The sequence below is a fragment of the Acinetobacter corruptisaponis genome, from assembly GCF_030053775.1.
Lineage (GTDB): Bacteria > Pseudomonadota > Gammaproteobacteria > Pseudomonadales > Moraxellaceae > Acinetobacter > Acinetobacter corruptisaponis.
In genome coordinates this window covers 197,196-223,955 of record NZ_CP125670.1, presented here as the reverse complement: position 1 = coordinate 223,955, position 26,760 = coordinate 197,196, and the positions used below count along the sequence as shown (strand labels likewise).

Annotated in this window: 20 protein-coding genes and 1 other annotated feature; of the genes, 9 read left to right on the top strand and 11 right to left on the bottom strand. The window is 34.0% G+C overall.

What is annotated here, in order from left to right:
• Nucleotides 1–111 precede the first annotated feature (111 nt).
• Nucleotides 112–1,071, bottom strand: a complete 960-nt coding sequence (locus QLH32_RS19295; protein WP_283269498.1) for a carbon-nitrogen hydrolase family protein — start codon at nt 1,069–1,071, stop codon at nt 112–114.
• 133 nt (nt 1,072–1,204) lie between these two features.
• Between QLH32_RS19295 and QLH32_RS19290 the strand changes: the two genes are divergently transcribed.
• The 3 genes from QLH32_RS19290 to QLH32_RS19280 all read left to right on the top strand — a co-directional run bounded on the left by QLH32_RS19290 (nt 1,205) and on the right by QLH32_RS19280 (nt 3,892).
• Nucleotides 1,205–1,705, top strand: coding sequence for an AraC family transcriptional regulator ligand-binding domain-containing protein (locus QLH32_RS19290; protein WP_283269497.1), 501 nt, complete (start codon nt 1,205–1,207; stop codon nt 1,703–1,705).
• 33 nt (nt 1,706–1,738) lie between these two features.
• A complete protein-coding gene (locus QLH32_RS19285) occupies nt 1,739–2,671 on the top strand; it encodes an IS5 family transposase (protein ID WP_283268533.1) in 933 nt (310 codons plus the stop codon).
• Between the two features lie 114 nt (nt 2,672–2,785).
• Nucleotides 2,786–3,892 (top strand): hypothetical protein, encoded by a 1,107-nt coding sequence (locus tag QLH32_RS19280; protein WP_283269495.1) that lies wholly within the window; start codon nt 2,786–2,788, stop codon nt 3,890–3,892.
• A 47-nt stretch (nt 3,893–3,939) separates the two neighbouring features.
• On the opposite strand, the gene QLH32_RS19275 is transcribed toward QLH32_RS19280, so the two are convergent.
• The 5 genes from QLH32_RS19275 to QLH32_RS19255 all read right to left on the bottom strand — a co-directional run bounded on the left by QLH32_RS19275 (nt 3,940) and on the right by QLH32_RS19255 (nt 10,139).
• A complete protein-coding gene (locus QLH32_RS19275) occupies nt 3,940–4,491 on the bottom strand; it encodes a hypothetical protein (protein WP_283269494.1) in 552 nt (183 codons plus the stop codon).
• A 354-nt stretch (nt 4,492–4,845) separates the two neighbouring features.
• Entirely contained in the window at nt 4,846–6,006 is a 1,161-nt protein-coding gene (locus QLH32_RS19270) for an AcrVA2 family anti-CRISPR protein (protein ID WP_283269493.1), read from the bottom strand.
• 225 nt (nt 6,007–6,231) lie between these two features.
• A complete protein-coding gene (locus tag QLH32_RS19265) occupies nt 6,232–7,161 on the bottom strand; it encodes a DUF6685 family protein (protein WP_283269491.1) in 930 nt (309 codons plus the stop codon).
• 3 nt (nt 7,162–7,164) lie between these two features.
• The gene (locus QLH32_RS19260) at nt 7,165–9,273 is read right to left on the bottom strand and encodes an ATP-binding protein (protein ID WP_283269490.1); all 2,109 of its coding nucleotides are present in this window, start codon (nt 9,271–9,273) and stop codon (nt 7,165–7,167) included.
• A 125-nt stretch (nt 9,274–9,398) separates the two neighbouring features.
• A complete protein-coding gene (locus QLH32_RS19255; RefSeq protein ID WP_225761862.1) occupies nt 9,399–10,139 on the bottom strand; it encodes a M48 family metallopeptidase in 741 nt (246 codons plus the stop codon).
• 348 nt (nt 10,140–10,487) lie between these two features.
• Here QLH32_RS19255 and QLH32_RS19250 point away from each other — a divergent pair, with 348 nt between their 5' ends.
• Nucleotides 10,488–10,877: a hypothetical protein gene (locus QLH32_RS19250; RefSeq protein ID WP_283269489.1), complete on the top strand. Its 390-nt coding sequence runs from the start codon at nt 10,488–10,490 to the stop codon at nt 10,875–10,877.
• Here QLH32_RS19250 and QLH32_RS19245 read toward each other — a convergent pair.
• A protein-coding gene (locus QLH32_RS19245) for an IS3 family transposase (protein WP_100833221.1) occupies nt 10,874–12,093 on the bottom strand; the annotation gives its coding sequence in 2 pieces (ribosomal slippage) (nt 10,874–11,817 and nt 11,817–12,093; 1,221 coding nt in all). The two genes, QLH32_RS19250 and QLH32_RS19245, sit on opposite strands and share 4 nt — an antisense overlap.
• Nucleotides 11,702–11,818, bottom strand: a sequence feature (AL1L pseudoknot). It overlaps the preceding gene by 117 nt.
• 127 nt (nt 12,094–12,220) lie before the next feature.
• Here QLH32_RS19245 and QLH32_RS19240 point away from each other — a divergent pair.
• Together QLH32_RS19240 and QLH32_RS19235 are read left to right on the top strand one after the other, a co-directional pair.
• On the top strand, nt 12,221–12,679 hold the full coding sequence (locus tag QLH32_RS19240) for a hypothetical protein (protein WP_283269487.1): 459 nt from the start codon (nt 12,221–12,223) through the stop codon (nt 12,677–12,679).
• 4 nt (nt 12,680–12,683) lie between these two features.
• Nucleotides 12,684–13,076 (top strand): hypothetical protein, encoded by a 393-nt coding sequence (locus QLH32_RS19235; protein ID WP_283269486.1) that lies wholly within the window; start codon nt 12,684–12,686, stop codon nt 13,074–13,076.
• A gap of 638 nt (nt 13,077–13,714) precedes the next feature.
• Here QLH32_RS19235 and QLH32_RS19230 read toward each other — a convergent pair.
• From QLH32_RS19230 to QLH32_RS19215, 4 genes are all read right to left on the bottom strand, one after another.
• Entirely contained in the window at nt 13,715–14,119 is a 405-nt protein-coding gene (locus tag QLH32_RS19230; RefSeq protein ID WP_283269485.1) for a hypothetical protein, read from the bottom strand.
• Nucleotides 14,120–14,612: 493 nt separating this feature from the next.
• The gene (locus tag QLH32_RS19225; RefSeq protein WP_061403660.1) at nt 14,613–14,945 is read right to left on the bottom strand and encodes an H-NS histone family protein; all 333 of its coding nucleotides are present in this window, start codon (nt 14,943–14,945) and stop codon (nt 14,613–14,615) included.
• 42 nt (nt 14,946–14,987) lie between these two features.
• On the bottom strand, nt 14,988–16,700 hold the full coding sequence (locus QLH32_RS19220; protein ID WP_240016412.1) for a hypothetical protein: 1,713 nt from the start codon (nt 16,698–16,700) through the stop codon (nt 14,988–14,990).
• 102 nt (nt 16,701–16,802) lie between these two features.
• The gene (locus tag QLH32_RS19215; protein WP_240016394.1) at nt 16,803–17,441 is read right to left on the bottom strand and encodes a hypothetical protein; all 639 of its coding nucleotides are present in this window, start codon (nt 17,439–17,441) and stop codon (nt 16,803–16,805) included.
• A gap of 566 nt (nt 17,442–18,007) precedes the next feature.
• On the opposite strand from QLH32_RS19215, the gene QLH32_RS19210 reads away from it, so the two are divergent.
• From QLH32_RS19210 to QLH32_RS19200, 3 genes are all read left to right on the top strand, one after another.
• A protein-coding gene (locus QLH32_RS19210; RefSeq protein ID WP_109439987.1) for an IS5 family transposase occupies nt 18,008–18,830 on the top strand; the annotation gives its coding sequence in 2 pieces (ribosomal slippage) (nt 18,008–18,388 and nt 18,390–18,830; 822 coding nt in all).
• Between the two features lie 584 nt (nt 18,831–19,414).
• Nucleotides 19,415–20,806, top strand: coding sequence for a hypothetical protein (locus QLH32_RS19205; protein ID WP_283269483.1), 1,392 nt, complete (start codon nt 19,415–19,417; stop codon nt 20,804–20,806).
• Between the two features lie 18 nt (nt 20,807–20,824).
• Nucleotides 20,825–26,752, top strand: a complete 5,928-nt coding sequence (locus QLH32_RS19200; RefSeq protein WP_283269482.1) for a strawberry notch C-terminal domain-containing protein — start codon at nt 20,825–20,827, stop codon at nt 26,750–26,752.
• Nucleotides 26,753–26,760 lie beyond the last annotated feature (8 nt).

Sequence of the window (26,760 nt, the reverse complement as noted above, 5' to 3'; positions counted from 1 at the left end):
GTGGTGATATATAATCAAAAAATAGTTTAATTAATTCAAATTCTTACTATTTTTGATTATATATTCACTAAGTACTTATAAAGTACTGGATTACAGGATTACCATCCTAATTCAAAGTAAATTTCTTACATTTTTTTTATACCAGAAACTACCTATAGCTCCGTATAAATACCAAGAGGCAGCCCCTAATACAGTACGTTTGCGAAGCCAAAATCTTTCTGGTATCGATCTTGTAGACTTGACATTACCTAAAGATATAGTTGCTATAACAAATCCTTCACCTTCATCTTTAGTTCGGTGAGCTAAAATTTCTCCATCTGCATCTAAAATTGCTGTGTGCCCCTCTAGAACACCGTGATATTTCATAAATGAGGTGATTGGAAGTTTGCAGCTAAATCTATTGCAATGAGATGCATGAATTATTGGAGCACCAATTAAACGAGCAGTCTCCTGAACAGACTTTATCAAGTTATTACTATTAATCTCCTCTGCCTTACCAACCAACCAATTAGGCCAATTCAAGGGCATGCTCCACCAGTGAGAGCCGCCCATTACGATATCAACTTGGTTTTTCATTCTTCTTGATGTATTAGTTCGCATAAACTCCCAACAAACTGCAGACCCTATTCGAACTCCACCTACATCTCCGATAATACCTAAATCATTTTTATCAGCACTTTCATAAAAGGAGCTCTCCCACATAGTTGGAATATCCTTATCATGCTTACCTATCAATCGCCCATTGCTAAAGCATAAATAACGATTTCGCACACCACCTTCAGGAACGCGACAAAGAAATGAGCCACCAATGACAACTGAATGTTTCTTTGAAAATCCTTGCATGAACTGAGCAGATTGTCCGTTCTCGAACTCTATTGCGTCAACTAAGCTAGGATCCCAAGAGATTCCTGAGTTAAAAAACTCTGGTAGTCCAATCCATGTAGCTCCTGCCTCTACGGCCGCTTCTGCAAGAAATAAGCAAGACTCAAGGTTTTTTTTGATATTGCCAATCTCTGTATCCAGTTGTATTGCGGCTGCAGTGACAACTACTCCTGGAGGAAAATCATTCATTTCTTACCTCATATATGAAAGGAGCACATGGGCTCTTGCAGCTCTAATAGTACAGGACATGAGGAATTAAAAAATTTCACTATCGGACATCGGTATGGTATTTTCGGACAATTGCAATTTATGGTAAGCAACTATGCAACACGTATCGACCATTTATGCTCGCTTCATCTGTAGAGAGCTAAATTTAGACACCGAAGTTATAGATAAACTGTTATGCGGCTCATCACTTAATACCAAAGATTTATTTGAACTAAGCATAATGCCTTATTTAGACTTTTATAATTTCTTAACTAGAATTAAAAGCTTTAATATAGACCCCACTTTAAGCTTACAAATTGGTAAAAAGTTAGGACCAATGTCTTTTGGCGAGCTAGGAAACTCAATTCTATCTGCACCAAACTTATTAGAGTCATTAATATTAGGGGCAAAATTCTTTAAAATTGACACATCCTATTTTGAGATCACAATAAAATCAAGCACAAATAGTATTTTCTTAATATTCACTGAACTAGAAGATTTAAATGAAACACGTCAGTTTCAAACTGAAGTCCTTGTCTTAGCAGCTCAAAATTTTATAGAGACTTTGGTTGGAAAGAAATTTATAGATGGAAAGGGCTTTGTTGCACAAACCTAGCATCAAAAGCTTATTCAGCAATATAATTTCAAAATGAATAAGCCTGCCTCTAAAATCTACCGTACAACCAATTGGTCATCCTATAACCGAGCCTTAATTAACCGAGGTAATATTTCCATTTGGTTTGATCCAAAGACTCAGTGGTATGCACAATCACAAGGCAAGCAAGGTCGAAATCAAACCTACTCTGATACAGCGATTCAATGCTGCTTAATGATCAAATCGCTATTCCGACTCTCTTTACGCATGGTCACAGGTTTTGTTCAAAGCTTGATTAAACTCTCTGGATTAGATTGGACAGCTCCGGATTATTCCACCCTTTGTCGTAGACAAAAGCATATTGATATTGCGATTAGCTATCAAAAAAGTAGTAATGGGCTACATCTACTCGTAGATTCTACTGGCTTGAAGTTTATTGGTGAAGGTGAATGGAAATGCAAGAAACATGGGGCTGAATATCGTCGCCAATGGCGTAAGCTTCACATTGCTATAGATGCTAAAACCCTGCAAATACGTGCAGTACAACTCACCACAAATAATGTCAGTGATTCTCAAGTACTCGAAGATTTACTTGCTAAAATTCCCTTGGATGAACCAATTGATTCTGTTTATACAGATGGTGCTTATGACACCAAGCACTGCCGACAAGTCATTTTAGATCGAGATGCACATGCGATCATTCCACCTAGAAAGAATGCAAAGCCTTGGAAGGATCAGCAAGCGAGGTCTATAGAGCGGAACAAATTATTAAAGACAGTCAAACGGCTAGGCAGATCGCTTTGGAAAAAGTGGTCTGGTTATCACCGTCGAAGTTTGGTTGAAACCAAGATGCATTGCATCAAATTATTAGGCGATAAATTAACAGCGCGGAGTTTTCCAAGTCAGGTGAATGAGATCCATGCACGCATGGCAGTCTTGAATAAATTCACAGAATTAGGTCGCCCTCATACCCAAGTTGTCTCTTAAATTTGAGTAGCTTAAGGGAACTCAGCCTTTCAAACCTTTATGCAACAAAGCCGATAGAATCTAAGAATAGATTTTTTAAATTCCATAATGATATAACCATGTCAGGGCTTTACTATGGCAATTACAGCATACTCAAAAAGTTTCAAAAGAGAGCTAGATGTAGAGCAATTGAAACGTCTTTTTAACGACCATCTTAAAGATAAAAATTTTGCGGAATTTGTAAAAATTGATATTGAATGTCCTTGCTGTGGTGTTGTTGGAGCTAGAGTGGTCAATGAAAGCATATCCCCTATCTCTAATATAGCTGTAAAACAGGCTCATTTTGCATTTAAAAACAATAATGGTGTTGATGCACACTTATTATTTTGTGACTACTATTCTGGTCAGGATAGTCTTATTCACGTTGAAAAGGATTCAGTTATAAATTTATCAAGATCTGGTAATGAGGTTACAGAAGCAATCCGAAAATTAGTTTGTTCAGCTATATATAATAACTATTTTAATCAATCAGATATTCGCAATATGAGGAAGTGGTTTTATGAAATGCGTTCTAACCAAGATATTTTGGTAGAGTATAGTAAGCATCAATTAAATGTTTTAAGAAAATCTATTACTCGCTCAAAAAGGAATGATGAAAAATATATTGTCGATAAAGAGCTTTTGAAGAATGATTGGTTTGATTTAGATGAGGAGGTTTATGAATCTTTAGCTACTAATTTTATGTATCCTTATGATATTAGAGATATTAATGGATTAAATTATATATTATCAAAAAAATCTATTATTAGAAAAGCCATTTCTCTATCAAAAAAAAATCATGGTATGTATGAGTTTGATAGATCTAGGCTTGATGAAAAATATAAACTTGCTACACGACTATCATTGCATATTATTGATCACAGTGAGTTTTTTTATCAAAAACTAGGACGTAGCGTTGCTAAAGCGAGAGCAAATAATCCTTTAATGGCATATTCTGCAACCCTATTATTTGTAAATGATTGGGATTTCAAAAAAAGCTGTCGAATGCACTTAGATATTACTTTATCGACTTATGTGGGTGAAAATCTTGGGAACACTATCGGACTTAATCCTTTTATTCATTATGATGCTTGGATTGCTTTGAGCTATTCTTCAAAATGGAGTAAAAGACATATAGGATTTGATTTTGAGACTGAATTTGAAAAAGAGAAAGAACGGTTAAAGATTCTCTATGGTATTTAATCCATAGAAAACTCAACAGATTTATTATTTATAGGTTTTCGATATTATTAAGCAGAATCGTTTGTCACAGCAATTGTCTCTGTAGCTGCTATCTCTTGGACAGTATTCTGTTGTCCATTAGCCTGTAAATTACTAACATTAATTGGCTGAACTAAACTTGGCTTTACTTGGAAACGACTAGAGTAACTTCCAACACGATCTCCATCAACGCCACGTTGTCTTGTATAGCACGTTACGATAGATAAATAGGAGTTTTTACCATTTTTAACGTATTCAAGTATAAGAACACCTGATGGGTGCATACTCATAAATAGTGATTTTCTTTTATGAGTTTGATAATGAAACGCCCCACCTTGTGCTAGTTTTTTGTATATGAAATCAAAAACATCACAAGGTGGTCTTAATCTAGCAAATTCATGGCCATGTCGCTCTAGAATGTGCTTGTATCCAAATGCTTTATTACCATCTTGGAGTCTAATAGGAAGTTCAAAAGGAATTCCATCAATTGTATTTGCAGGTATGATTGCAAGGTCAATATTTCCATTTATTTCCCAGAATTGATCCTGATCTACAGTGACTAAAGTAGGTGATAATTGCATAAGTTACAGTTTTTAAAGGTTTATAAAGTACAGAATTGACTTTTTCAGCGTAGATGATACTATATTAATTGAGTTCTTGCTGAAAGACGTTACATTGGCTAAGACAACCTTGAAGCCACATGATATTAGTCAGCACGCAGTTGTCAAATTAAGCGTTGAGCGAGGTGTGATACCTAATCTTAGATTTCGTATCACTAAGTTCTTGGAAATTTGAGTAAAGTTTTCGAATTTTATTCATTTAAGTTTTTAAGAACTTCGGGCGTCGTTCGGACTCAAAATTTTATAAGGTCGCTTTTGCGACCTTTATTTTTTAGAACAAACTCTTGTTTTAGTTATTAATTATTTTATCAGTATTTATGCTTTAGGAATGCCCCCAACCATAGTGATTGGAAGCAACTTAAAGTCATAACGTTCATTTTTCCCTTTTTTTCCGTACCAGTACAAGTGCCAGTGAGAACGTCTTAAATGAGGTGTTCTTTTTCCTGTACCTTTGGCTTGGTTTTTGGCTGCCTCTAATTCCTGATAAATTCTAGTGAATTCTTTTGCCGTTTCCGTACCAATCATATAAGTCTTATACTTGGATGCTTCAAAAAGACGTTTCTCTTTCTTTACTTGAGTGAATTGTACAGGTTTACTGCCCTCTGGAATTGGTGGTGAAATTTCAGGCTTTTGTTGGCTAAACCAGAGCACAAGATTGATTAATTTTTTTTGGATCTCAATTCTTAAGTTTAAATCATCCTGCATGGTTTCTGGATCATAGTCTTGCTGAAACTCATCAACAAAATCCCCAAGACTGGATTCAATATCCAGATCTTCATTTAATGTGATTACGATAGTGCGAGGCATACCAGTATCTAAATACATGGTAGAAACTAAAACTCTCTGTCCACAAAGCTCAGTAACGCAGAAAAGCACTCCCATAACCCGATTGTCTTCAAACATAAGCTTGGCATTGTCAGTCTGGATATAAATACATAGATCAGGAAGATTGATAATATAATTCGGTATGACTCCATCAAAACCAGTTTTCAAAATTTCATTAATCACAATATCTTCAAAACGATAGATATTTTTGGTCAGCATCCAGTTTCCAAGTGTTACCAATTCCCCTGTGGTTACTGGCAGTTCATCGAGCAGTTCTTTAGGGATATGATCACCTACTTTGAGATTACTTGCCCATGCAGGTTTAGAGCCTTTAACACCTTTAATATTCTGTAAAGCTTGCTCATATACAGATCCATTTGCAGCTTTGCTTTTATCAATTCCCTTACCAAAAGGCTGATTGTTATTATAATTGTTGAGCATTTTTTCAATAACACTTGTCTGCCGTGCTATTTCGTTCTCTTTTGCGATTCTGGCCTGCTTAAGCTCATGGTTGCAATCAAGTGCAGCGTAGATCCAATCGTCCCATGTCAGCAATAACTGAATATCATCTGAATGATCTTTTCTCATTTTTTGATTGTATATTGCCCTTTGCTCAATCTTTTTCATCACACCCGTTAATTCAGTTTTCATGTGGTTGAGCCGTGTAGAAACAATCTTTAGAGGTAGAGCGTAGGAGTTAGGTAAGTTTGCCATTATTTAAAACCTTTCGTGGAAACTGAGCCATTGCTTAAGTGGCATAAAGTTACATTGGCCATTCAGCTGAAGAATATTGTGTTTTACAATCAAAAATCAAATATATTATTGAAATAAAAGACTTTGATACTATCTTGAATTCATCCTTAAAGTGGCATTATCTTACAGGATCAAGTCATACAGGATTCCCCTTAACTCATCTTGAGAATTAAGGTGTTTGTTCAAAAAGTATCGAAATACTTTTGACTGATAGTTATTCTTAATGATAAAAAAAACTATATCTGGCTTTCCATTGTTCTTGAATGAGGGTGAATATGTATAACTATAATATTCAATATCATTAATATATCCCTTGCTTAGCAAGGAGTTAAAATCATTAACAAGAAAATCAAAACAGATATAAACCGAGAAATCTGAAAACAAGTTTTCCAAAGCTTCTCTATTTAAAGTGTAAGTAATTAAATTTGTTTTATAAGGAGCACTTACATTAAAAAACTGACAAAGTTTAATTACATAAGCTAATCGATGTGAACCCCCTCCATTTTCAGCAGCAATACCTTTATGCCAAGAAAATTTGGTGAAATTGCAATGGTTTCTTTTAAAATCTTCACTATGAATAATCTTATCAATCTTATCAATCTTATCAATCTTATCAATTTTAAAATCTAGTATTTCTTTTACTACCTCTGGACTTAAACAGCGGTTTCCTTTTGTTAAAGTATATTCCCACCAGTCATAAACATTATCAAATAAATTATAGAACACTGCATCACGGGAAGCTTTAATAAATTTAACATCTGCTAGATTTAATGTGTAATCACTGTCATGTCTATCGATTAAACTATTTAGTATGGAAAATAGCTTAGAACGATTAGATTCCATATTTCGATTATGAGTGACAAGTTTATTATTTTGATATTCCTTAGAATCTAAATCTCTTAACAAATGTAGGTTAAGCAGCTCGAAATAATCAATAAACTTCTCATTTTTAAGAATATGTGACAGCTTTAAAAAGCTAGTTCTATTACGCTGTAAGTTGTTTCTTGAATAAAACTTATGGTACTGGTAAGCATCATAGATAAAATTAAGCATTGATTAATTCCCCTCTGACAGACCATACTCATTTGGAAGCTCCATACTCAATTTTAGGAACGCATTAGTATCTTTGAATCCTAATCGATGAGCAATCAAACTATATATAAAATTATTCCATACAGCTGGTCTAGGGTTACGATGTCGGGTACTACTTGGATCTGTTACCCATCCTCTAAACGTATTATATTTGACACCAAAAAGTGTCTTATTATCCGCTGCATAGAAGTTAAGATTCATATCTTTTATAAGTGCATCAAGCATTAATGTATTCTTATGCGTAGGCGAATTGATGAGGCTAGTTAGTCTTTGGACAATTAAATCGTCCTTTTTGGCTTCTTCTTGTTTTGGAAGTTCTAGGCAGATCTGTTCCTTATTCGTACTGGCCATAGAAGCGGAAATATAGTTTTCTAATACAGAATTCAGATCCTTTTCAATTATGAAATCGTGAAACTCTTGATAAAATTCAATATCATGGGCTTTTTCTGATGAGTCCTTGTGACAATATTCGTGTATCAGGATCAATAAAAGTCTTAAATATTGTTTTTCGTTAAAATATTTTTGAGTATTGGTACTGAAAACAATGTAACCACTGTTGTTAGTCCAAGCTTCTGCATCTGGAGCTTCACCAAGATGAATTACACGCTTTTCTTGATTGAAAACACGGCCATGTAGTTCAAACAGGCGATCATTGATATGGTTCAGGAAATTTAAGTACTGTTTACCATCAGAGGTTAGCTCGTTATCAGCAAAGATCTTTCGATCTTCAACCAGTGACTCAATAGCCGTGCTGTAATGTATGTCTTCAGGTACATCATAGAATTTATTGCTAAAGCGATTGAGTATGGTTTTAATAATGAACAAGAACTGTTCTAAAGGTGACAAATAAGTTGCCTGTGCATTAAAATCTTGTTGCCATGCAGTTCTATAGGAATAATAGAAGTTATTCAAAAATGATCTTAATGTACTATTCTCATCTACAATTAAAGCATCGAATTTGCTCTCAATTTTTTCAACTTTTGTATAATCATAGTCTTCATTAAAAAGCATAATGGCTTTAGTACTTACTAAGTCAACAGCAGACAAAGTTCGGTTCTTGTAATCTTCAAATAGTGGAGATCGGAAAGCTTCAAGAATAATTTTTGCGTCATAAACAGTTTTATTTTTGATGATATTTTCAATAATATGAATAGCAGCACTCTCATCTATAATTTTCTTCTTTTTTTCATTTTTTTGAACCTCTCTATACAAAAACTTATTTAAATATTTTTCTTCATGTAAGTTTGTGATGTTTGAAATAATTTGTTTGTATATTGGACAGCGATCTACTATAACTTCATTTCTGGAAGCTGTAAGCATAAACGGCTTTTTGCTGATAATGATACCTTTTAATAGGCTTTCTTCATACCATGTATAAGGAACTCGAACGCCAAGATTATATATTTTAAAACTATCGGCAGATCTTTTTAAAATATAATATGCAAGGTCATCTTCAAAAAGTATATCGCCTTTATTTAAGGTAGAACGTATTTTTCTTTTGGGTGTATTTAAAAGTTCACCATTAAAATAGACAGGCAAATCGATGTATTCAATAATATCCTTTAGATTTTCTTTAAAAGATTGAATTGAGAAGTTATCTCTACCATACTTTTCATAAATAATGCCTTTAATCTCACAACCTTTAACTTTAGAAGTTTTGACTTCATCAAAATCAAAACCCAAAGTATCGCTTTTTTGGTTCAAAGCTTCTTCAATATCTACTTTTAAGGCGAATTGATTGCTGAACCATTCCGTTGAAGCATAGTTAAAAATTTGACCTCTGCCGAGACGAAATTTCCCAAAAATTGCATCACCCTCATCATGAGGAGCACCGAACCAAGCAAAGTAATGTTCAATTGTTTCTTGGGTAAAACCTTTACCGTTGTCTTTAATTGTGAAATGATATTTTTCATCAATTTCATTGACGTGAATATCTACTCTTGTTGCACCTGCATCAAGAGAGTTCATAACGAGTTCTGCAATCGCTTTATCAATTCCACTCGCTTGATCTTTGATCGCACTATGAATAAAACTAGGGTGCAGCTTAAAATTGATTAGTGTCATAGCAGCCATTCTATTATGTTCTTTGTACATAATAGAACTATTTGAGATATTTTCAAAGTTTTAAATTTGTCTTTATTGTTTTTATTTAAAGTAAGGCAACCCACATGATTTGTGAGTTGCTGAATCTTGTACTTCTATTTGTATTTATGTTCAAGATAAAAAGGCATGAATTTTGGTGCAGCCAATGCAAGTGCTTTCATACGTTCAGCAGGTATAGGGTGTGTACTTAAAAGCCCTGAAAGTTTGTTATTAGATCCTTTTTGCAACTCCCCCATTTTAGCCCACAAACTAATCGCTGCGTTTGGGTTATAACCTGCTTTGGCTGCTATTTGCAAACCCAAAAGATCTGCCTCACTTTCCTGATGACGACTAAAAGGTAGTGATAGGCCTAATTTCGACACGTAATAGGTTATGGTTTGCGCATCACCGCCAATTTGACCTAGTGCCAGATTCGTCACCAGATCCGTTGAAGCACGTTCACGTCCATGTTCAAGTAAGGCGTGTGCAATTTCATGACCAATAATTGCAGCAAGTTCATCATCGGTAAGTTTAAGCGTAGTAATCATGCCCTCAAAAACCGCCATTTTGCCCTGCCCTGTGCAGAACGCATTCACCGTTGAGGTGTTAATGACGTGCATTTCCCACGTCCAGTCTTTAGTAGCAGGTTTAATAGTTTCAACTTGTGCAGTAATGCGCTGTGCAATAGTGAGGACTCTTTTGGTCATATCTGGTTTTCTATCCAGTACACCCTTACTTTTATAACCATTCATCAAATTTTGATAATTCTGGTTCGCCTGTGTGAAGTACTCACTGGAGGGAATCAGCATAAACTGCTTACGCTGTATGCCAGATAACTGAAAATTTGTTGTTGTCATGCAGCCTGATAAAAACATGCAAGATAAAGTGAGAACAAGTTTGTTCTTAAGGTATACCATTCGATCTTCCCTCTCTCTGTGGCGCAGCCATCAGTAATATTAGATTTATCATATTGGAATAAATGACACAGCATAAAGAGATTCATTCTCAAATGAAACACTCAGTCTGTAAAAAGTGCCATCTACTCAAAAAAATATTTCTAAACTTATTATATGTTCTTTGTACATTTTATGGTTAATTAGTTTGTATGTTCTTTGAAACATCTTTAACAATAAAATATTATATGTTCATTGTACATATAATATTTAATATGTACAATGAACATAAGATGCAATGAGAACTGCTCTATGAAATTGAACGATCAGCTAGAACTTGATATTGCTACTGAAGAAATTCAAAAACGCCGAATTTATTTAGGGTATACGGTAGATATTTCTCATATTTATAAGTTTCGTATTGCAGTCAATTGGCATGGTGTTTTGATCAAAACCAAGAAAGACCATCCAGACTACACTTCAATTCTTGAATGTGACAATGAGGAGGTTGCAGATCTGGTATTGAATGCTGTTAAAAGGGCAGTTAAGCGCAGAGCTTATATCGTTCCTGAATTTGATCCACTTGGTTCTTACGAGGTTCAAAAAATTAGGATTAGTTTGTGGATCAGTGCGGTCGAAAGATTGCTTGGTTACGAAAATGAACCGTACCGGGTTTGTCGGAGACTTTTTTATTTAAGTTAGGCCACCTGACCTAACGGGTTAATCTTATCATAGTACATTGCTTCAAACTCAAAAGGTGATACATAACCCAGTGCACTGTGTACACGCTCTTTATTGAACCAATCTACCCAGTTTAGTGTCGCAAGTTGTACATCCGCTAAACCTTGCCAATCCGCTTTTAAATATTCAATCACCTCTGTTTTGTATAAGCCATTCACCGTTTCAGCCAAAGCATTATCGTATGAATCACCGGTCGTACCGACTGATGCTCGTAAATTTGCTGCTTCTAAACGATTGGTATAACGAATGGAAAGATATTGCACGCCTCTGTCACTATGATGAATCACGTTCTTTGGCATGCCTCGATCATGCAATGCTTGCTCCAGTGCATCGAGCACCATATCTGTATTCATACGTGTTGATACTTTCCATCCAACAATTGCTCGCGAGAACACATCAATAATAAAGGCGGTATAGACCCAGCCTGAATGAGTTTGAATATACGTGAAGTCAGCGACCCACAGCTGGTCAGGATGATCTGCATTAAAATTGCGTTTTACTAAGTCATCTGCTCGTTTTTGATCATCTCGGCTACGGGTGGTTTGTTTATTCTTACCACGCCAAACACCTTGTATACCTAGCTTCTGCATCAATCGAGCAACTGTACAACGTGCGATAACATAACCTTCACGTTTCAATTGTTGCCAGACCTTACGCACACCATATCGACCTAAACTTTCTTTCCAAATACGTTTGATTTGCTCTGCATGATGTAAATCATGCAGAGCACGTTTCGCTCGATGTTCTGGGTTATCAACGAGATCTAAAGCCCGATAATAGGTCGAAGCTGCAATCGGTAAAATTCTACAAATCGCTTCAACACCATATCGATCTTTATTGTTCTGGATAAAATCCACCATTATTTGTGTGGGCGGTCGAGCTCCGCCTGGGCGAAAAAAGCGGCTGCTTTACGTAGAATTTCGTTAGCACGTTGCAGTTCTTTATTTTCACGTTCGAGTTGTTTAATACGTTCTTGATCTGAAAGTTGCTGTACTTTAATTGGGTTTTGTTTATCTAAATATTTTTGATACCAAACACGTAGAGTTTCAGGAGTACAACCTATCTTGGGAGCAATAGCGGTGATTGCAGCCCAAGTAGAAGGATAATCTTTTTCAGATTCAATCAATAATTGAACCGCTCTATCTCTGATTTCAGGGGTGTATTTTACTTTTTTCATCGGGACATTCTCTCAAGAAAAGTGGTCTCCGACAAACCCGGTACGGTTCAAAAAATCTCAAGAGTTCAGAATTATAGACAGCAATTTTAAATTGCATTAAAAACTTCTACCAAAAGGAAAATGCACAATGAATATCATTGAACGTATGGGTGGCCATATTGAAGCTAACAGTCTTCTTAAAAACCCCTTAGCTAATAGAGCCACCGACTTTGACTTAAAACTAGGTCATTTCCTATGTCGCTTGGAACGTATCCAAACCAAAGCTTGGAGACATATAATTAATGCTGATGAAGAAGTCACAATCGATGATCCAGATCCAAAGGATCTCATCAACATTGGTGAGCTGTGTAAAGCATTGGTATCGCTTAATTCAAAGCCTATTAATGCCCCATGTATAATTTGGAATGAATTTGACAAGGCATTCATAAGCAGCATAGCAGCCAAAGGAAAAGCATTCTATTATACGATCAATATCGATGATGCAATGCGAACCACTGTAGATGAGGCTTTAGATATTATTCTGCACATGAATTGTAGAAGTGAAGTAAAATTGGCAATGCAAATACACCATCTACAAAGCGAGTAAATTTATGGCCATAACACGACCTGACTGGATAACTGACCAGATGTGGAATGCAATGTGTAATGCCAAAATGTCTCTCCCCTCATCCATCGATCAAGCGGATCTTAGCAAGCCTTTTGTCTACGACCGCAGTTATGGTGTTTTTTTCGCACCTAGTGGATCTCATCAGGTTGCCATGTCCTTATTATTGGCATGGAAAAACCAAGAGAAAAATGGTGTACGTGTGGCTGAGAAATTAGGCCTTTCCTATAGTGATGGGACGGCTGATTATTATCTGGAACATATTCAGGGTACAGCCTTTCTGTCTTCAGTCGGTAAACGGATCTGTGCAGGGAAAAAAAGTAATTTGAATGAACTTGAAAAGGAATACTTCGGGATCATCAACTATTTGTTTGATTAATCATTTCCAGATCACGCCAGAAAAATTGATGACTCCAGTTCCAAAATCAACAGCTCTACCTATATATATTAATACGGTACTTGGCATAGAAAAGAGATGCACAAAATGTCTATCTTATTTTCCTTTTGATAATGAATTTTTCTATAAGAATGGGTTTAGGGATGGCAAACAGCAATGGTCTTCTTTATGCAAGCCTTGCTATGTAGTTGAGTATCGTGCAACTCGCAGTAGAAATAAATAAGCAAATTTTAAAGAGTACAGGAGACCTTAAAATGCTTAATAATTTAAATAAAACGTTTTATCTACCCATAATGGTTGTGCCTGTTTTAATTGTCCACGTCATCACGGCCAGTAAACTCAATTCAGACATTTTATTATTAAACATTTCCTTTATGGTCTGTCTTTTTTGCATTCTAGCATTTAGTGTTTTCTCAAAATTTTTCTATGAAAATATCATGGAGGATGTTATTTCTGAAATTTCACCACAACAACGAATTATGAACACGGGTATCATACTTTATTTTGTATTAACCATTCTATTGTGCATAATATTTTTTGGTATCAATCATACTGCTTTATAAGTTTCGACAAACAGAGTAATGATTAATTAAACATATAAATGAATAACAATATTGAATTCAAATTTTCATATCACAGATTTTATCCTGATCTTGGCCAACGATATGATCCATATCTTCACGATAAGCCTTTTGAAACATGAAATATTGATACCCTTTTAGACTATGGCCAGTACATAGTCTATCTAATGCGACACTCGTATTGAACAGGAACGGATTTTCAGTATTCAGTTTCAGGTTATACACTGATTTAATATAATTATTCTGAATAATGCTTGGCACAGGCACTAAAAAATAAAAGGCTGCTATAGCGATCAATACAGGCGCATTAGCCGTGAAAAAGAAACGTTTACGCCTACCTACTGGAACAAAGCCAATCACCATATAAGTCGCTAGGCCTGCTGCCATATACGCCAATAGTAAGATAATGAACCAATCCATATACAGCATCGAAATGTAGTCCACGCCTATACCCTTTTAAACATATTCATATATAAATCACTGAAGCTTTATCTGGAGCACGTCCACACTTTCAACAGCCCTACAACACCCTAATTATACTATATCGAGTTAAGCCTGCTACAAAATATTAATGTAAGCTAATAATTTATATGATAAAATTTTCTAACAGTGAAAGATACCATATATCGACAAATCAAAATAGCCTAAGCAAGTTTTGCAGGTTTCAATAAAGACTCAACTCATTAAATACCTCCAGTACTTCCCTACCCTAAATTCCATTGTCGGGATTTCTACCGCCAATGGATAATACCATTAACGGACTAATTCCATAATCGGAAATAAGCGGACAGAAATTTGGCCAAAGATAAAAAGGGAAAAATACAGACAACAGAAAAAGGAAATCAGAGAATTAATATCATGAAAAATGACGAATAGATTTGCTTAGGCTATTTTGTCTCGCTTGAATGAAGTTGAGGATCAATCAAGCGAGTGAATTTTAAATCAGAAAATCAGAAAGGTTTTTTCCATTAGCGAGTTCATTTACTAACCATTTCGGATGTTTACCTCGTCCTGTCCACGTCTCATCTGGATTTGTTTTATTACGATATTTTGGTTCGACAACTTTCTTAGGTTCTTTCTTAGAATTTTCTTGACCAAACTGGATCAACTCATCCAGTGACAATCCAACACCTTTAGCAATTTCTAAAAGTTGCTCATAAGCATTAATTTTTGTTTGAACTGCTTTTGAAGCTTTTAATTTTTCTGCCTCTTTGATCAGCTCACCTAATTCTACTTCGGAATAATTTTCTAAATCGAATTTACTGGTCATTAAAGTTACCCTTATTTTGATGTGTAAGTAATATAGTTGAAATTAGCAATTTGAATCAATGTAATTGATTATGTCCTCAATAATTTTTCTCATGGAATCTGGTTGACGGAAGTTATTATCACTATACGATTTTATATCCTGTGAAATGACAGTTGAATAGACGAATAATGCAATAGAAGCAGACAGGACATAATTAAAATTTACTTTATCAAATTTATCAAAATTTACTTTTACATCTTCATTGCTAAATACCAAATTAAAAACTTGCTCAGTATGTTCAGCTGTAAATAATAGTTTATTATTAAACTTAGTAAATGCTTCGGAATATTTTAAAACAAGATTATCATATCCATCTTGTTCAACCGCTTCCAAAAGGAATTTTTTTCCTCCATTCATTGCTAATAGACTTAAGATATACTGAATCTTTTTAGCAATATTCTCTAAAGGATTAATGGCTCTTTGTAACGGCAAAGGATTTTTTCCAAGTGCAGTACTTACTCCAGATCTGGCAGCGTTCGCAATTTGTTCATCCCCTACAATTGTAGTCTGTTGCGTCTTTCCAGATAAACCCCACTGGTCATTAAATCCCTTTCGGCATACGCCTATGTAATTCGTTAATTTATTTTTTTTCTTTAAAGATTTGATATAGTCCTTAACTGCTTCGATAACAATCCTTAAATCTGAATCAGTATTATTCAAAACTTCACAGTTTGGCAAAATTTGCTTAATTAAGATTCTTTTTTCCTGAATTGGTATATCTTCATTTAGAATGATATGCCATTGTTTAGACTCAACCTCATTGGTGAGAGTTTTATACTTTTTTTCTAGTATTATCTTATCAATTTTTTTATAGCGTCCACGAATAAAGTCATATTCAATTGTATATGACATTAATTCATTTTCATTAAAATTACTGATAGCAGGCTTGATAGAATCACGAATTAAATATCTATCTTCTGGACGTTTCGCTTGCTTAGGATCTAGATAGCCTAGATATGCTTTAAAAGTCTCAAAATCAAGTTCGGTCTTATCACCCAATGATTCCAGTAGACAATAAAGTAAACTTTCATTCTTTCCTGCTTTTTTTCCAGATGCAGTTAAAGACAAAATATTTGTCCAAGAAAAGAGATGCGTGAGCTTCTGAACCGAAATCGTATCCTGAATAATTGAAGTAAAAAAAGATGGTAATGAATAAACCACTTCAATTTTAGATAGATTATTTCTAAGTGTACGGACTACTTCTTCATCGGTCTCAATCTCTGATTCATCCTCAATGTCTGAAAAGAATAAATTTGTAGAATGAGTCTGATCATTAGAAATCAAGGAAAAGTCATTAATAAAATTAAAGTGTGATGTAATAGAACGATAACCCTGCTTATTCAATAGATCGATCTTGATATTATTACCTTTCAGTCGCTCAAGGTAAGCAGATAAAGTTTTTAGACTTATCGTTGTAGATCCTGTTTTGAACAAAATTACATCTACAGGTATTCTAAAATTTATATTTGTCTCGGCACTCAATTGCAATTTTTGCTGCTTGATAATTTCACTAGCATGACTTAGCAAACATAACCAAATCTTGTGCTCTGCTACCGTGCAATGATGGGTAACATGAATAAGAGATACTGGTAAAGAAAATTCACTGGCCGTTTTAAACCCAAAAACATCAGGGTGATCAGCTGCTTCTGATACCTGTAGATCAGTTGTCATATCAGGAGCACAGCTCTCTGATCCTGATTCTAATAATGTTTCCATTACCATTCCGAAAAAATCATTTTTATCTTTATAACACAATTATATTGTGAGAAAAATAGACTTTTACTCACAATATAAAAAAAGACTTCATATTGAAGTCTTTTAGATGGCTTTTCCGAATGGTAAGCTCATAATATTGCTATACAAACTGCCCTTTTGATAATACTTCTCAAAGTACTGCGTGTAATTAAAACTATAAAAAACTTCAGTACCGACAGCGAAACTCACATACTCGCTGACTAGATTCGTTGAAAACAGCTTCAAAAATTTAAGCTCACGCTTGCTCGTCTTAGAGTGAATGACTTTACGATATTGTTCAACAGAAAATGAGGATGTAGCTAATTTCTGCATCTTCAACTCAAAATCAGATATTGTGATACCCAATCTGGTTGAAATCTCAGAAGCATTGACAGTATGTACAAGTCTAGAATCGAAAGAGTCCAAGACAGTGCTTCTTGCTTCCAAAGAGTACAAGTAATCGTTGATCATATTGAAAAATTCTTGGTCAGAAAGATCTATACGAAAATCGATGATGAAATGATCACGCCCACTTTCCAAGATAACCTTTTCTTGAAACTTAGGGTTTTGCTCACTCCAGTTCTTCGAGTCCTTTAAATTAAAAGGCAACTCTTTTTCAGGAAAATCTAATAGCGAAAGCTGAGTAGGTTTTTTTTCCACTTGATTCCAGTCTTTTTCCTCAACCACCCAATGGTGAGGGAAAATTGCCGTCATGGTTGTCATGTCTAAAGCTCACCTAATTAAGTTGGAGGAAACTCAATAATAATTTCATTACTAAGTCGTTATTAATAATAGAATATAATCTACTCCAACAAATATAACATAATTTTCGATATTCTTCTAATCATTTTTTAAATAAAAAAACTTTAAATCCAACAACTTACAACTGATATATATACTATTTCATTTATACACAAGTTTTATTTAAAACCTCACATAACTCTATTTAAAACCTCACAATATATAATAATTTATGATAATACAATTACTTAGCGTTAAGTCATTTTTCTATTTAAAACCTCACAATATGGATCTAAGATCTCACCAGTTCTATTTAAAACCTCACATAAAAATGCAAAAAGCAAATAAGATATTGTATTTTAAAAGAATATTTAAAACCCCACAAGATTTATCCAACATCTCACAACTTCTATTTAAAACCTCACAATACTATTTAACATCATGTTTCTAAAAGAAAAATTTCAGAACCTATTAAGTATTATTATTAGTTAATTATTTATATAAAATAGATCTCTTGCGAAAGTAAAAACCACCTCAATCTAAGTTTCATGAGATATCAGAACTTAAATCGTTTTTCAGATTCTGAATTTAAACGCTTGGTTGGCGTACCTCGACCAGTTTTTACCGAAATGGTAGATGTTTTAGAAAAAGCAGAATCACTCAAAAAGAAATCAGGTCGTCCTCATACTTTAGCTATAGAGGATCAGTTGTTATTAACGCTCAATTACTTACGTAACTACAGTACTCAACTGGAATTGGCGGCACACTACCATATCGCTGAAAGTAATGTGAATCGAACCATTAAAAAGGTTGAAGATGCATTGATGAAATCAAGATGTTTTACTCTGCCAAAACGAAGCATTACCACAGCAGACGAACACTTTAACTGGGTCATTATCGATGCGACAGAATGTTCAATAGAACGCCCGAAAAAAAAATCAGAGTAAGTTCTACAGTGGTAAAAAGAAGAAACATACGCTAAAAGCACAAGTGATCTATCATCCGAAGAGCAAACAAATCATAGGGCTAGATATATCGAATGGCAGTCAGCATGACATTAAACTGGCAAGAAAAACGGTTAAGAAATTCAAACATTGTGAATATGTTATGACCGATTTAGGGTACTACGGATTAGAGCAAGATGGCTTTAAATTATTGATGCCAATAAAGAAAAAGAAGAATATACCCTTATTTGATGTTGAGAAAAAGTACAATAAAATGATTGGAAAAATACGAGTTGTGATCGAACACATCAATAGTCAATTGAAGACATTTAGAATATTAAGTGAACGCTATCGAAATAGACGGAAAAGATTCGGTTTACGCATTAACTTAATCGCTGCACTGGTAAACCGGATAAATTTTCAATAATGACTTTCGCAAGAGATCTAATATACATAGAGCATCAAAGTCTGTGGAAAAGTATTGAAAGAGATCACCATTAAGAGTTATCCACAGCACTTATTCAAAACCTCACACACTTCTATTTAAAACCTCACAATATAAATTTAATTTATATTTTACAAATACTTATAAATTTTGAATAGTTCTATTTAAAACCTCACAATATAAATATTAAACCTCACAACTTCTATTTAAAACCTCACATAAAAAATAAAAAATTCCATAAGGCATTGTATTACATAAAATTATTTAAAACCTCACAGTTCTTATCTAAAACCTCACAAAGATTATTTAATACCTCACATCATAAGATTAAGGTTCTGAATTTTATAATTTTTTTTTTGCTCCTATAAATTTAAATTTATTCTTTAAATTTATCTAAATATAAGTAAGTGAGCAGTCAAAGGATCTGTCTTTAGAAAACTAAATTTTTAAAAATTCGGTATATCTTTTTTTTAAAATCTTTTCATTTTCCTTTTTTTTGTTATAGAATCTTATTTGCAAGAAACATTGCTATCACTACTTATACCCATACAACAGGGGAACAAATGATGAATAATAAACAAACAGATGATCTTGATCTAAGTCATCTACAGGCCATGAGTCGAAGCATTAATAATCCTGTGAATAACAAGGCTGTACCAAATAGAATTTTTTTACATTTAGACGGTATAGGTTATGCACCAGATGGAAATGAGTATGCTTTTGGTACTAACATTGCCACTAATGAAAAAATAAAAGTTCGATTGAATACTGTTGATGAACGTGTACAGGATATGATTCAGACTGGTCGCTTGAAATCTGAAAGCCAAGCTCGTCAAATAGTTCAAAACCAATACGAACTATCTTCCAATCCAAGAAAAACATTGTCTGACAGAAGTAAAAATAATTCCGTTGCTTTAAGTTTTGACCAAAGTTTTGAAATTCCCTCTACTGATAACTATCGATCTTTTAGAGCACATTGGTTTGAATCAATTTCAACAAAACCATCTTCAGAGTTAATTATAGCTCCTGCGCATGTTCAATTTGTTTCTACTCCAAATACATCATTTGGCAGAGTAGAAATTATAGAAAATCATTTCACCATTGATCGAAATTCTGATACTGACAAAATTAAACAAATGTTTATGAGTGCTCTTAATCATGAAGATGAATATAGTGCTGAACGATCAGGAAATTTGAATTATATCCTACGATCAAAAAACGATGGACAAGCTATATACAATGGTATTTTAAGTACCTATTTGCAACAAATACAAGCAGGTACTAGAAACATTAAAGTGCCTGCAAATATAAATACTACTCTTACTAATTTGATGTCTAACCCACTTATAACTGCAAATAACACACCTCAAAACAATGTATTGTTCAATCATGATTTAAACAGGATTTTAGTCAATAAGCTTTTAAATCAAAATTTTATACATAAGCTAGAGACATCAGATCCTCAACTTCAAAATTATTTACGATCTATCTCAACCAAAATTGAAAAGGGAGAAATATATTTAGATGCTTACACAAGTAGGAATATTTTCTTAGGAAAAGAAACGGTCAACAGCTATAGAAATAAAGCAAGTAGATCTCAGAGTCCACTTAAAATTTACAATATTTCAGAAATGGACGCAGCCACAAATCAACCAATACAGCATAAAGGCTATTTAGACACTATGATCGGCATTGAACGACATAGTGATACGTTGTCACCTTATGTAACTTTCACAGCAACTACAGATCCGATGGCTTTAGCAAATAAGCTTGAAAAATTGGATCTAGATGATGGAAAGCTTTCTAAAAAACTTATCTTAAATGAAGATTTCACCAAACATGCTTTACCACAGTATGTAAAAACTGGCCAAGATCATTCACGTCATCTCATAGAAGAATCCAAACGGAATCAACAATCTAGTAATTCACAATCTATTGATTTTGGATTTAATCGTTAATTTTGGTGGAATCTCGCTATGAATCAAACTGTAAATAATTTCACTTGGGTAAACCTAAATAACGAGGGTTTTTATACTCGTCCTGCGAAAAGACATCATAATGGCAAAGAATTTTTCGGCATTGAAGTAGTAGATCTTTTCAATAAACTGGATAAGTCAGCTGTTCAGAAATCCAATATTGAAATCCATAAAATTAACAAGACTAATGTTTTAAATATCTATTTTTTAAATACAAATATTAATTCTTTTGTAAATTTGCTAGGGCTTAATAATCAACAACTTATGTTTTATAAAACTACAGTTGGTCAATTAAATGATTCCTATGTCCGAGCAGTGAACGATGTAAGCACATATCGCTACCATGAAGCTATTCGTAATGCGACTAAAATCGGACTCAACGCCGATGGTCTTCATGTTTTCGCTACGCCTTACGCTCGATTTTTCACAAGTGATCCAAAGAAATTTTCGGACTTAAATAATTCCAGTTTTGAAGGTCAAATTCCAAATAATGAACTATGGAAAGTTTTTAAAGCAGGTCAAGAACACATCTTAAAACGTGGGAATATCTCTAAGTGTGCTTTAGGTTATGCAAAATATATTTTACAAAGTAACACTACCGTACACGAACATGACATTGATCAAGCTTTGAAGTTTATTTTAAACAATAATCAAGATCAAAATTATGATCTTGAGATTAACCCTACGCAAAAGCAATTTTTTTATGAACAATTGGAAACAGCTTTTAACGTTATGGCTTCAAAGTTTGAGGCAACGGCTGAAAAAGATTTTTTTGAGATTGTGAATTTACATAACAATCAACCAATAAAAAAAATTATCGGTGCAAGTGAACTCCAGTTACAGCAGTTTTCTACCCCAATCACTATTTCGGCTATATGCCAGAAATTGCTACTAGATGATATAAAGGGATCTAATCAAAAGAGTATTTTAGAACCCACCATTGGTAATGGATCTCTCATTACTCAATTTATTGACTCCCCTTTTCTGAATGTTGTTGCTACTGAAATTGATTCCAATCGAGTTAAGAATCTTCAAACATTTTTTAATGCGAACTCAATTGAATCAAATATAAAAGTTTTTGAGGGTGATTTCACCAAAATTCCATTATTGAATTTGAACAATCATCGCAAGTTTGATTATGTTATAGCCAACCCACCTTTTGGAAGTATTGATCGAGAACAAATTGCACTGATCTCAGCTGACGGTCAGCCTATTCAATTTCCTACACAAAGGTTAGATCATAAAATACTTTTAGAATCTTTAAATTTACGATCTGATAATGGACGCAGTGTTTATATCATTGGATCTGATAGTATCTATGATAAAGGTTTAGTTAAAGGGGGCAGCAAAACTCTCTTAAATTATCTTTATGACAACTACCACGTCGAATGTGCCCTAGAACTAGATGGTTCTTTGTATAAAAGACAAGGTACTAAAGTCAATGTAAGACTTCTAGTTATTGGCGAACAACTCCCACAATCTAGAAAGTATGATGTTCCTGATCATCTAGAGATCATTAAAACTGAAACGGATCTATGGAAAGTTTCAGAAGAAATCTTATTTAATAGACATGCTTCTAATCAGATCAATCAGTCAAATCAAATTGGTTCAATTGATAAGGAGACTTCCCTCTCAATACCCGATCTAAATTCTGTTGAAAGTACATCTGAGTTAGGTTTCTTCGATGAGGTCAGTACTCAAACTGAAGAAGATAATCCTTTTGAGCTTTATGCTGAAACGGCTGCGAAAGATGAAAACATCGATGTTGATCCTACTGAAGTTAAACAACATAGTTTAGATCTGAACTTGCCAGAATTAGAATCATCACATCCCCTCTCAGACTCTACTTTTAAAGATGGCAACGAGATTGAAACTGAACAAGAACAAGAAACTTTTGAAGCTAAATCATTGCAGGTAATGTATGTTCCTGTTTCACAAGTTTCAATTTCTAATTCTATGATTCCAAGTGATCAAGCTTTGTTAATCAAAGAGTCACAGGATGAACAGATCAAAACAATTTTATTGAAAGCTGAAAATAATAGAGAATTAGCTCTAGCTATTGAGAATGCAAGTGGCAATCCGTTTGATGGTTTTATTTTACATACACTTCAATATAACGATGTTGCTTCTCTTGCTAAAGCTTACAGCTCTGAACAGATTGATGCACTTACAAGTGCAATTCTTACATTTGAACATGGTAGATCATACATACTTGGTGATCAAACTGGAATTGGAAAAGGCAGAACTTTAGCAGGAATATTAAGATACTCTCTATTGAACAATGAACGTCCTGTATTCTTCACTAGAAATGCACAATTATTTAGTGATCTCTGGAGAGATATTGTTGATACCGATACTGCTCGGCTGATTAAAAATCCATTTATATTTAATGTAGATGGTGCAATAAGTTACAACAATGAAATTCTTTATAATCCGATTAAAACCAGTGAATTGGTTAGCCTATCTGAAATTGATAAATCATACGATGTAATTTTTACTACATATACTCAATTCTCTGGACGAAATCATACTAAAGAAAAACTTTTAATCCGCAGCTGCGACCGTTCAACTCGATTATTGTTAGATGAATCTCATGTCGCTGCAAGCGGTGAGTCTAACATCAGCTACTTTTTAAATGTGTTAAAGGCGAACACTGGCGAAACTTATTATTCATCAGCAACGAGTTTGAAAAAGGCAAAAAATTATAATTTTTACTCAGATATTTTTCCTACACAATTTCAAGGTCAGTTAAAAAGTATTCTTGAAAACCAACCATCAAATGAGATCCTTGAAGCTATTTCTATGGCACTCGCTAAGGATGGTGTTTTTATGAGGAGAGAACATGACTTTTCTAAACTTGAGTTTAGAACGTATGACTCACCAAGTCATTACCAGACTGCAACACGAGAATTGTCTGACCAATTAGCTTCTGTTTTATCAAGAATGGCATACCTTTCTGGTGATGTTGATGAGAAAGTAGCAAAGATCAATGCTGAAATTAAAGCGAATATTGAACGTTCTAAAGAGTCAGGGTGGCAGGAGAATCGATTACAGGTCAACTCCATGAACTTTGCATCTAGAATGCACAACATTAGTAGACAAATTATATTAGCAGTAACTACACCATTAGTTATTGATCAAGCTTTAGAAGCCTTAAAAGAAAACCGAAAACCTGTAATTGGTCTAGAAAATACGGGTGAATCTTTACTAAAAATGCTTTTAGTTAAAGATGAAAAAGCCATTTCTATTATTGATGATATTAATGAGCTAAAGGGAAAACCAGAATTTATCCAAATTTTAAACCAATTGTCTTCAGGAGAAATCTCGCAAGCTGAATACAATAAAAACCCTTTAATACTTAACCTCAATAATCTTGAAGAAAAGCTCTCAGAGTATAATCACACCGAGAAGATTCTAGCTAAGCCACCCAATATCGCAGATCTTTTAGAAAGTATGTTGGATCGTTTAGATACAATCCAAATTAGAGATCGATATGGCTCAGTTAGATCTGAAACGATCATTGATGAAAAATATTTAGAATTTAAAGAAATAATTAGAGATGAAATAAAAAAACTTCCTGATATTCCTTTATGTCCTTTAGATCAAATGACTATTGCTTTAGAGGAAAAAGGTTATAAGGTTGGTGAAATTTCTGGCCGTGAATTTTGTTTACGCAAAATTAATAATATCGATGGTGTTGTTTACAAAGTAGAAAAAAGAACTGAAAACACACCAGTTGAAAAGACTAAGGCCTGTAGTGAATTTCAATCTGGAAAATTAGATGTAATGATTTTGTCTAGATCTGGATCAACAGGATTATCGCTTCATGCAATTCCTGTGAATGGTGGAAATCTTGCAAACTCTGATCATTTACGTCAACGTGAATTTTTGACTGCTCAAGCTCCTCAAGCTATTGATGAGTTTTTACAATTAATTGGCCGAGTAGATAGAAAAGGGCAAGTAAGTCATCCAATCATTTCTCAATTTGATACAGGACTACCTATTCAGCGTAAGTTTCTTATGATGCACAATGCCAAACTTTCAGAATTGAGTGCAAACATAACGAGTAATCGTGAGAATGTTAATAAGCAAGTAACAGATGTAGATCTTCTAAATAAATATGGTGATGACGTTGCTTATGAATATCTCAAAAACAATCGTGCATTAGCAAACATGCTAATCATAGATGTGCCTGAAAGGGAAGATAAAGCAAATACAGATGGCCTCATTAAGAAAATATTCAACAGACTTAATTTCGTAACAATCAGTATGCAGGAAAAGATTATAGATGATCTTACATTTGCATATAGTGAAAAAATCCAAAAACTCAATGAGCTTGGTATCAATCCATTCGTTGTTAAAGTTTGCGATTGGAAAGCCAAAACACTTGATAGCCAAGAAATAAAAACTGGCTTAGGCATATCAAATGTTAAAAATAAAAGTGCTTTCTTTGAACCTGCTTTTTATCAACGTGTTGAGTATGAGTCAGCTATCACTCCCCTAACTTCTAATGATGTCAATATTTTGGTAGATAAAGGTACTAAATTAATGACAACTCAACTTGCAAAACATTTAGATAACTATGATCCAAAAATGTTTGATGGTATCGAAATTGAGCCGAAAGATTTGCCTTTGTCCAGACTTCTTAAACTCTATCATGAGGTGCAAAAAGTAATTCTGACAAAAGAACTATACGAGTCAGTTAAACATTCTGCTACTCAAGGTTTTTTAAAGAATGATCTGGATAATGATGTTTTTGCAGACATAACAAATAGATTAAAACAAAACATCGATTTAGATGGTTTGAAATCGATAATTTCACTTAATTCAAAGGTTTTTTCACATGTTGCTTATCAGCTAGAAAAAGCGATGATTGTTGTAGATTTCGTCAACAAATTATCACATTTAGCAGATGAACATAATTCCATTAGTCTAAACTTTGCCATTAAAACAGCTCCATCACTTTTTGATTTGAAAGAAAGGGATAGTTTTGAGAATGCACTTATCAGAGTTACTTTTCCTAAACTAACATCGGTTTGTCTTGCTTCTCAAAACTATGAAGTTAAATACACTTACCCAAGTTTGGACGCAATCAAAAGTGACAAGTTGAAGTATTTAATCGAAGATGCGATTACCACTGAATCACATCATCGGAATGTAGGTACTGCGCTATTTTTACGCTCTGATACTCAAAAACTTTCATTAATGAAAGTTTTTGAGAGGTTAGAGATGCTTAATAATGAAAGTTCACTATTCCATAGATTTGATGAGTTTGAACCAATTAAAAAAGTGAAAGAGGCTACATTGCTTACAGGTAATATTATTAGTGCGCTAACAGTGGCATCTGTGTCAAAAGTTCATTCTCAATCAATTAACTATACAGATGTAAATGGTAATAGACAGAGAGCCTTACTGATGTCTTCAGATATAGACTTCAGAACATTAACTGACAAGATTCAAGGGCTATCGACTATTCAAGAAGCAATAACATATTTAAAAGCGATTGAAGAATCCCGTGAGAATAAGATTAGCTGCAAACTGCCTGAGTTCCTGATTACAAAATCAAATTCAGCAGGTAATCCTGTCCTGCAAATTTCTATAAAGCCATTTAACAGCGTGTTAGATAATTATTGCTTATTGGTTCAAGGAAATCGTTCTCAAATAAAACAATTTTCTGAAAATGAGAATCTGTTTAGACAGAAAAATGCAAATATCGAAAAAGGTATGAATCTTGTGCTAGTGGGTGATCTATCACAAGGATCTCGATCTACGCAGCAGGCCAATTTTTCGTTCAAAGAGTTAAGAGCATTATTAACACATTTGTCTTCAGAGTTTTCGACAGTGAAGATTAACAATATCGATGAAACTGTTTTAAATAAAATTCGTGAGGTAGAACCAAACGAGCTAATAAATTCATTAAAAAATTGAGGTGTAGC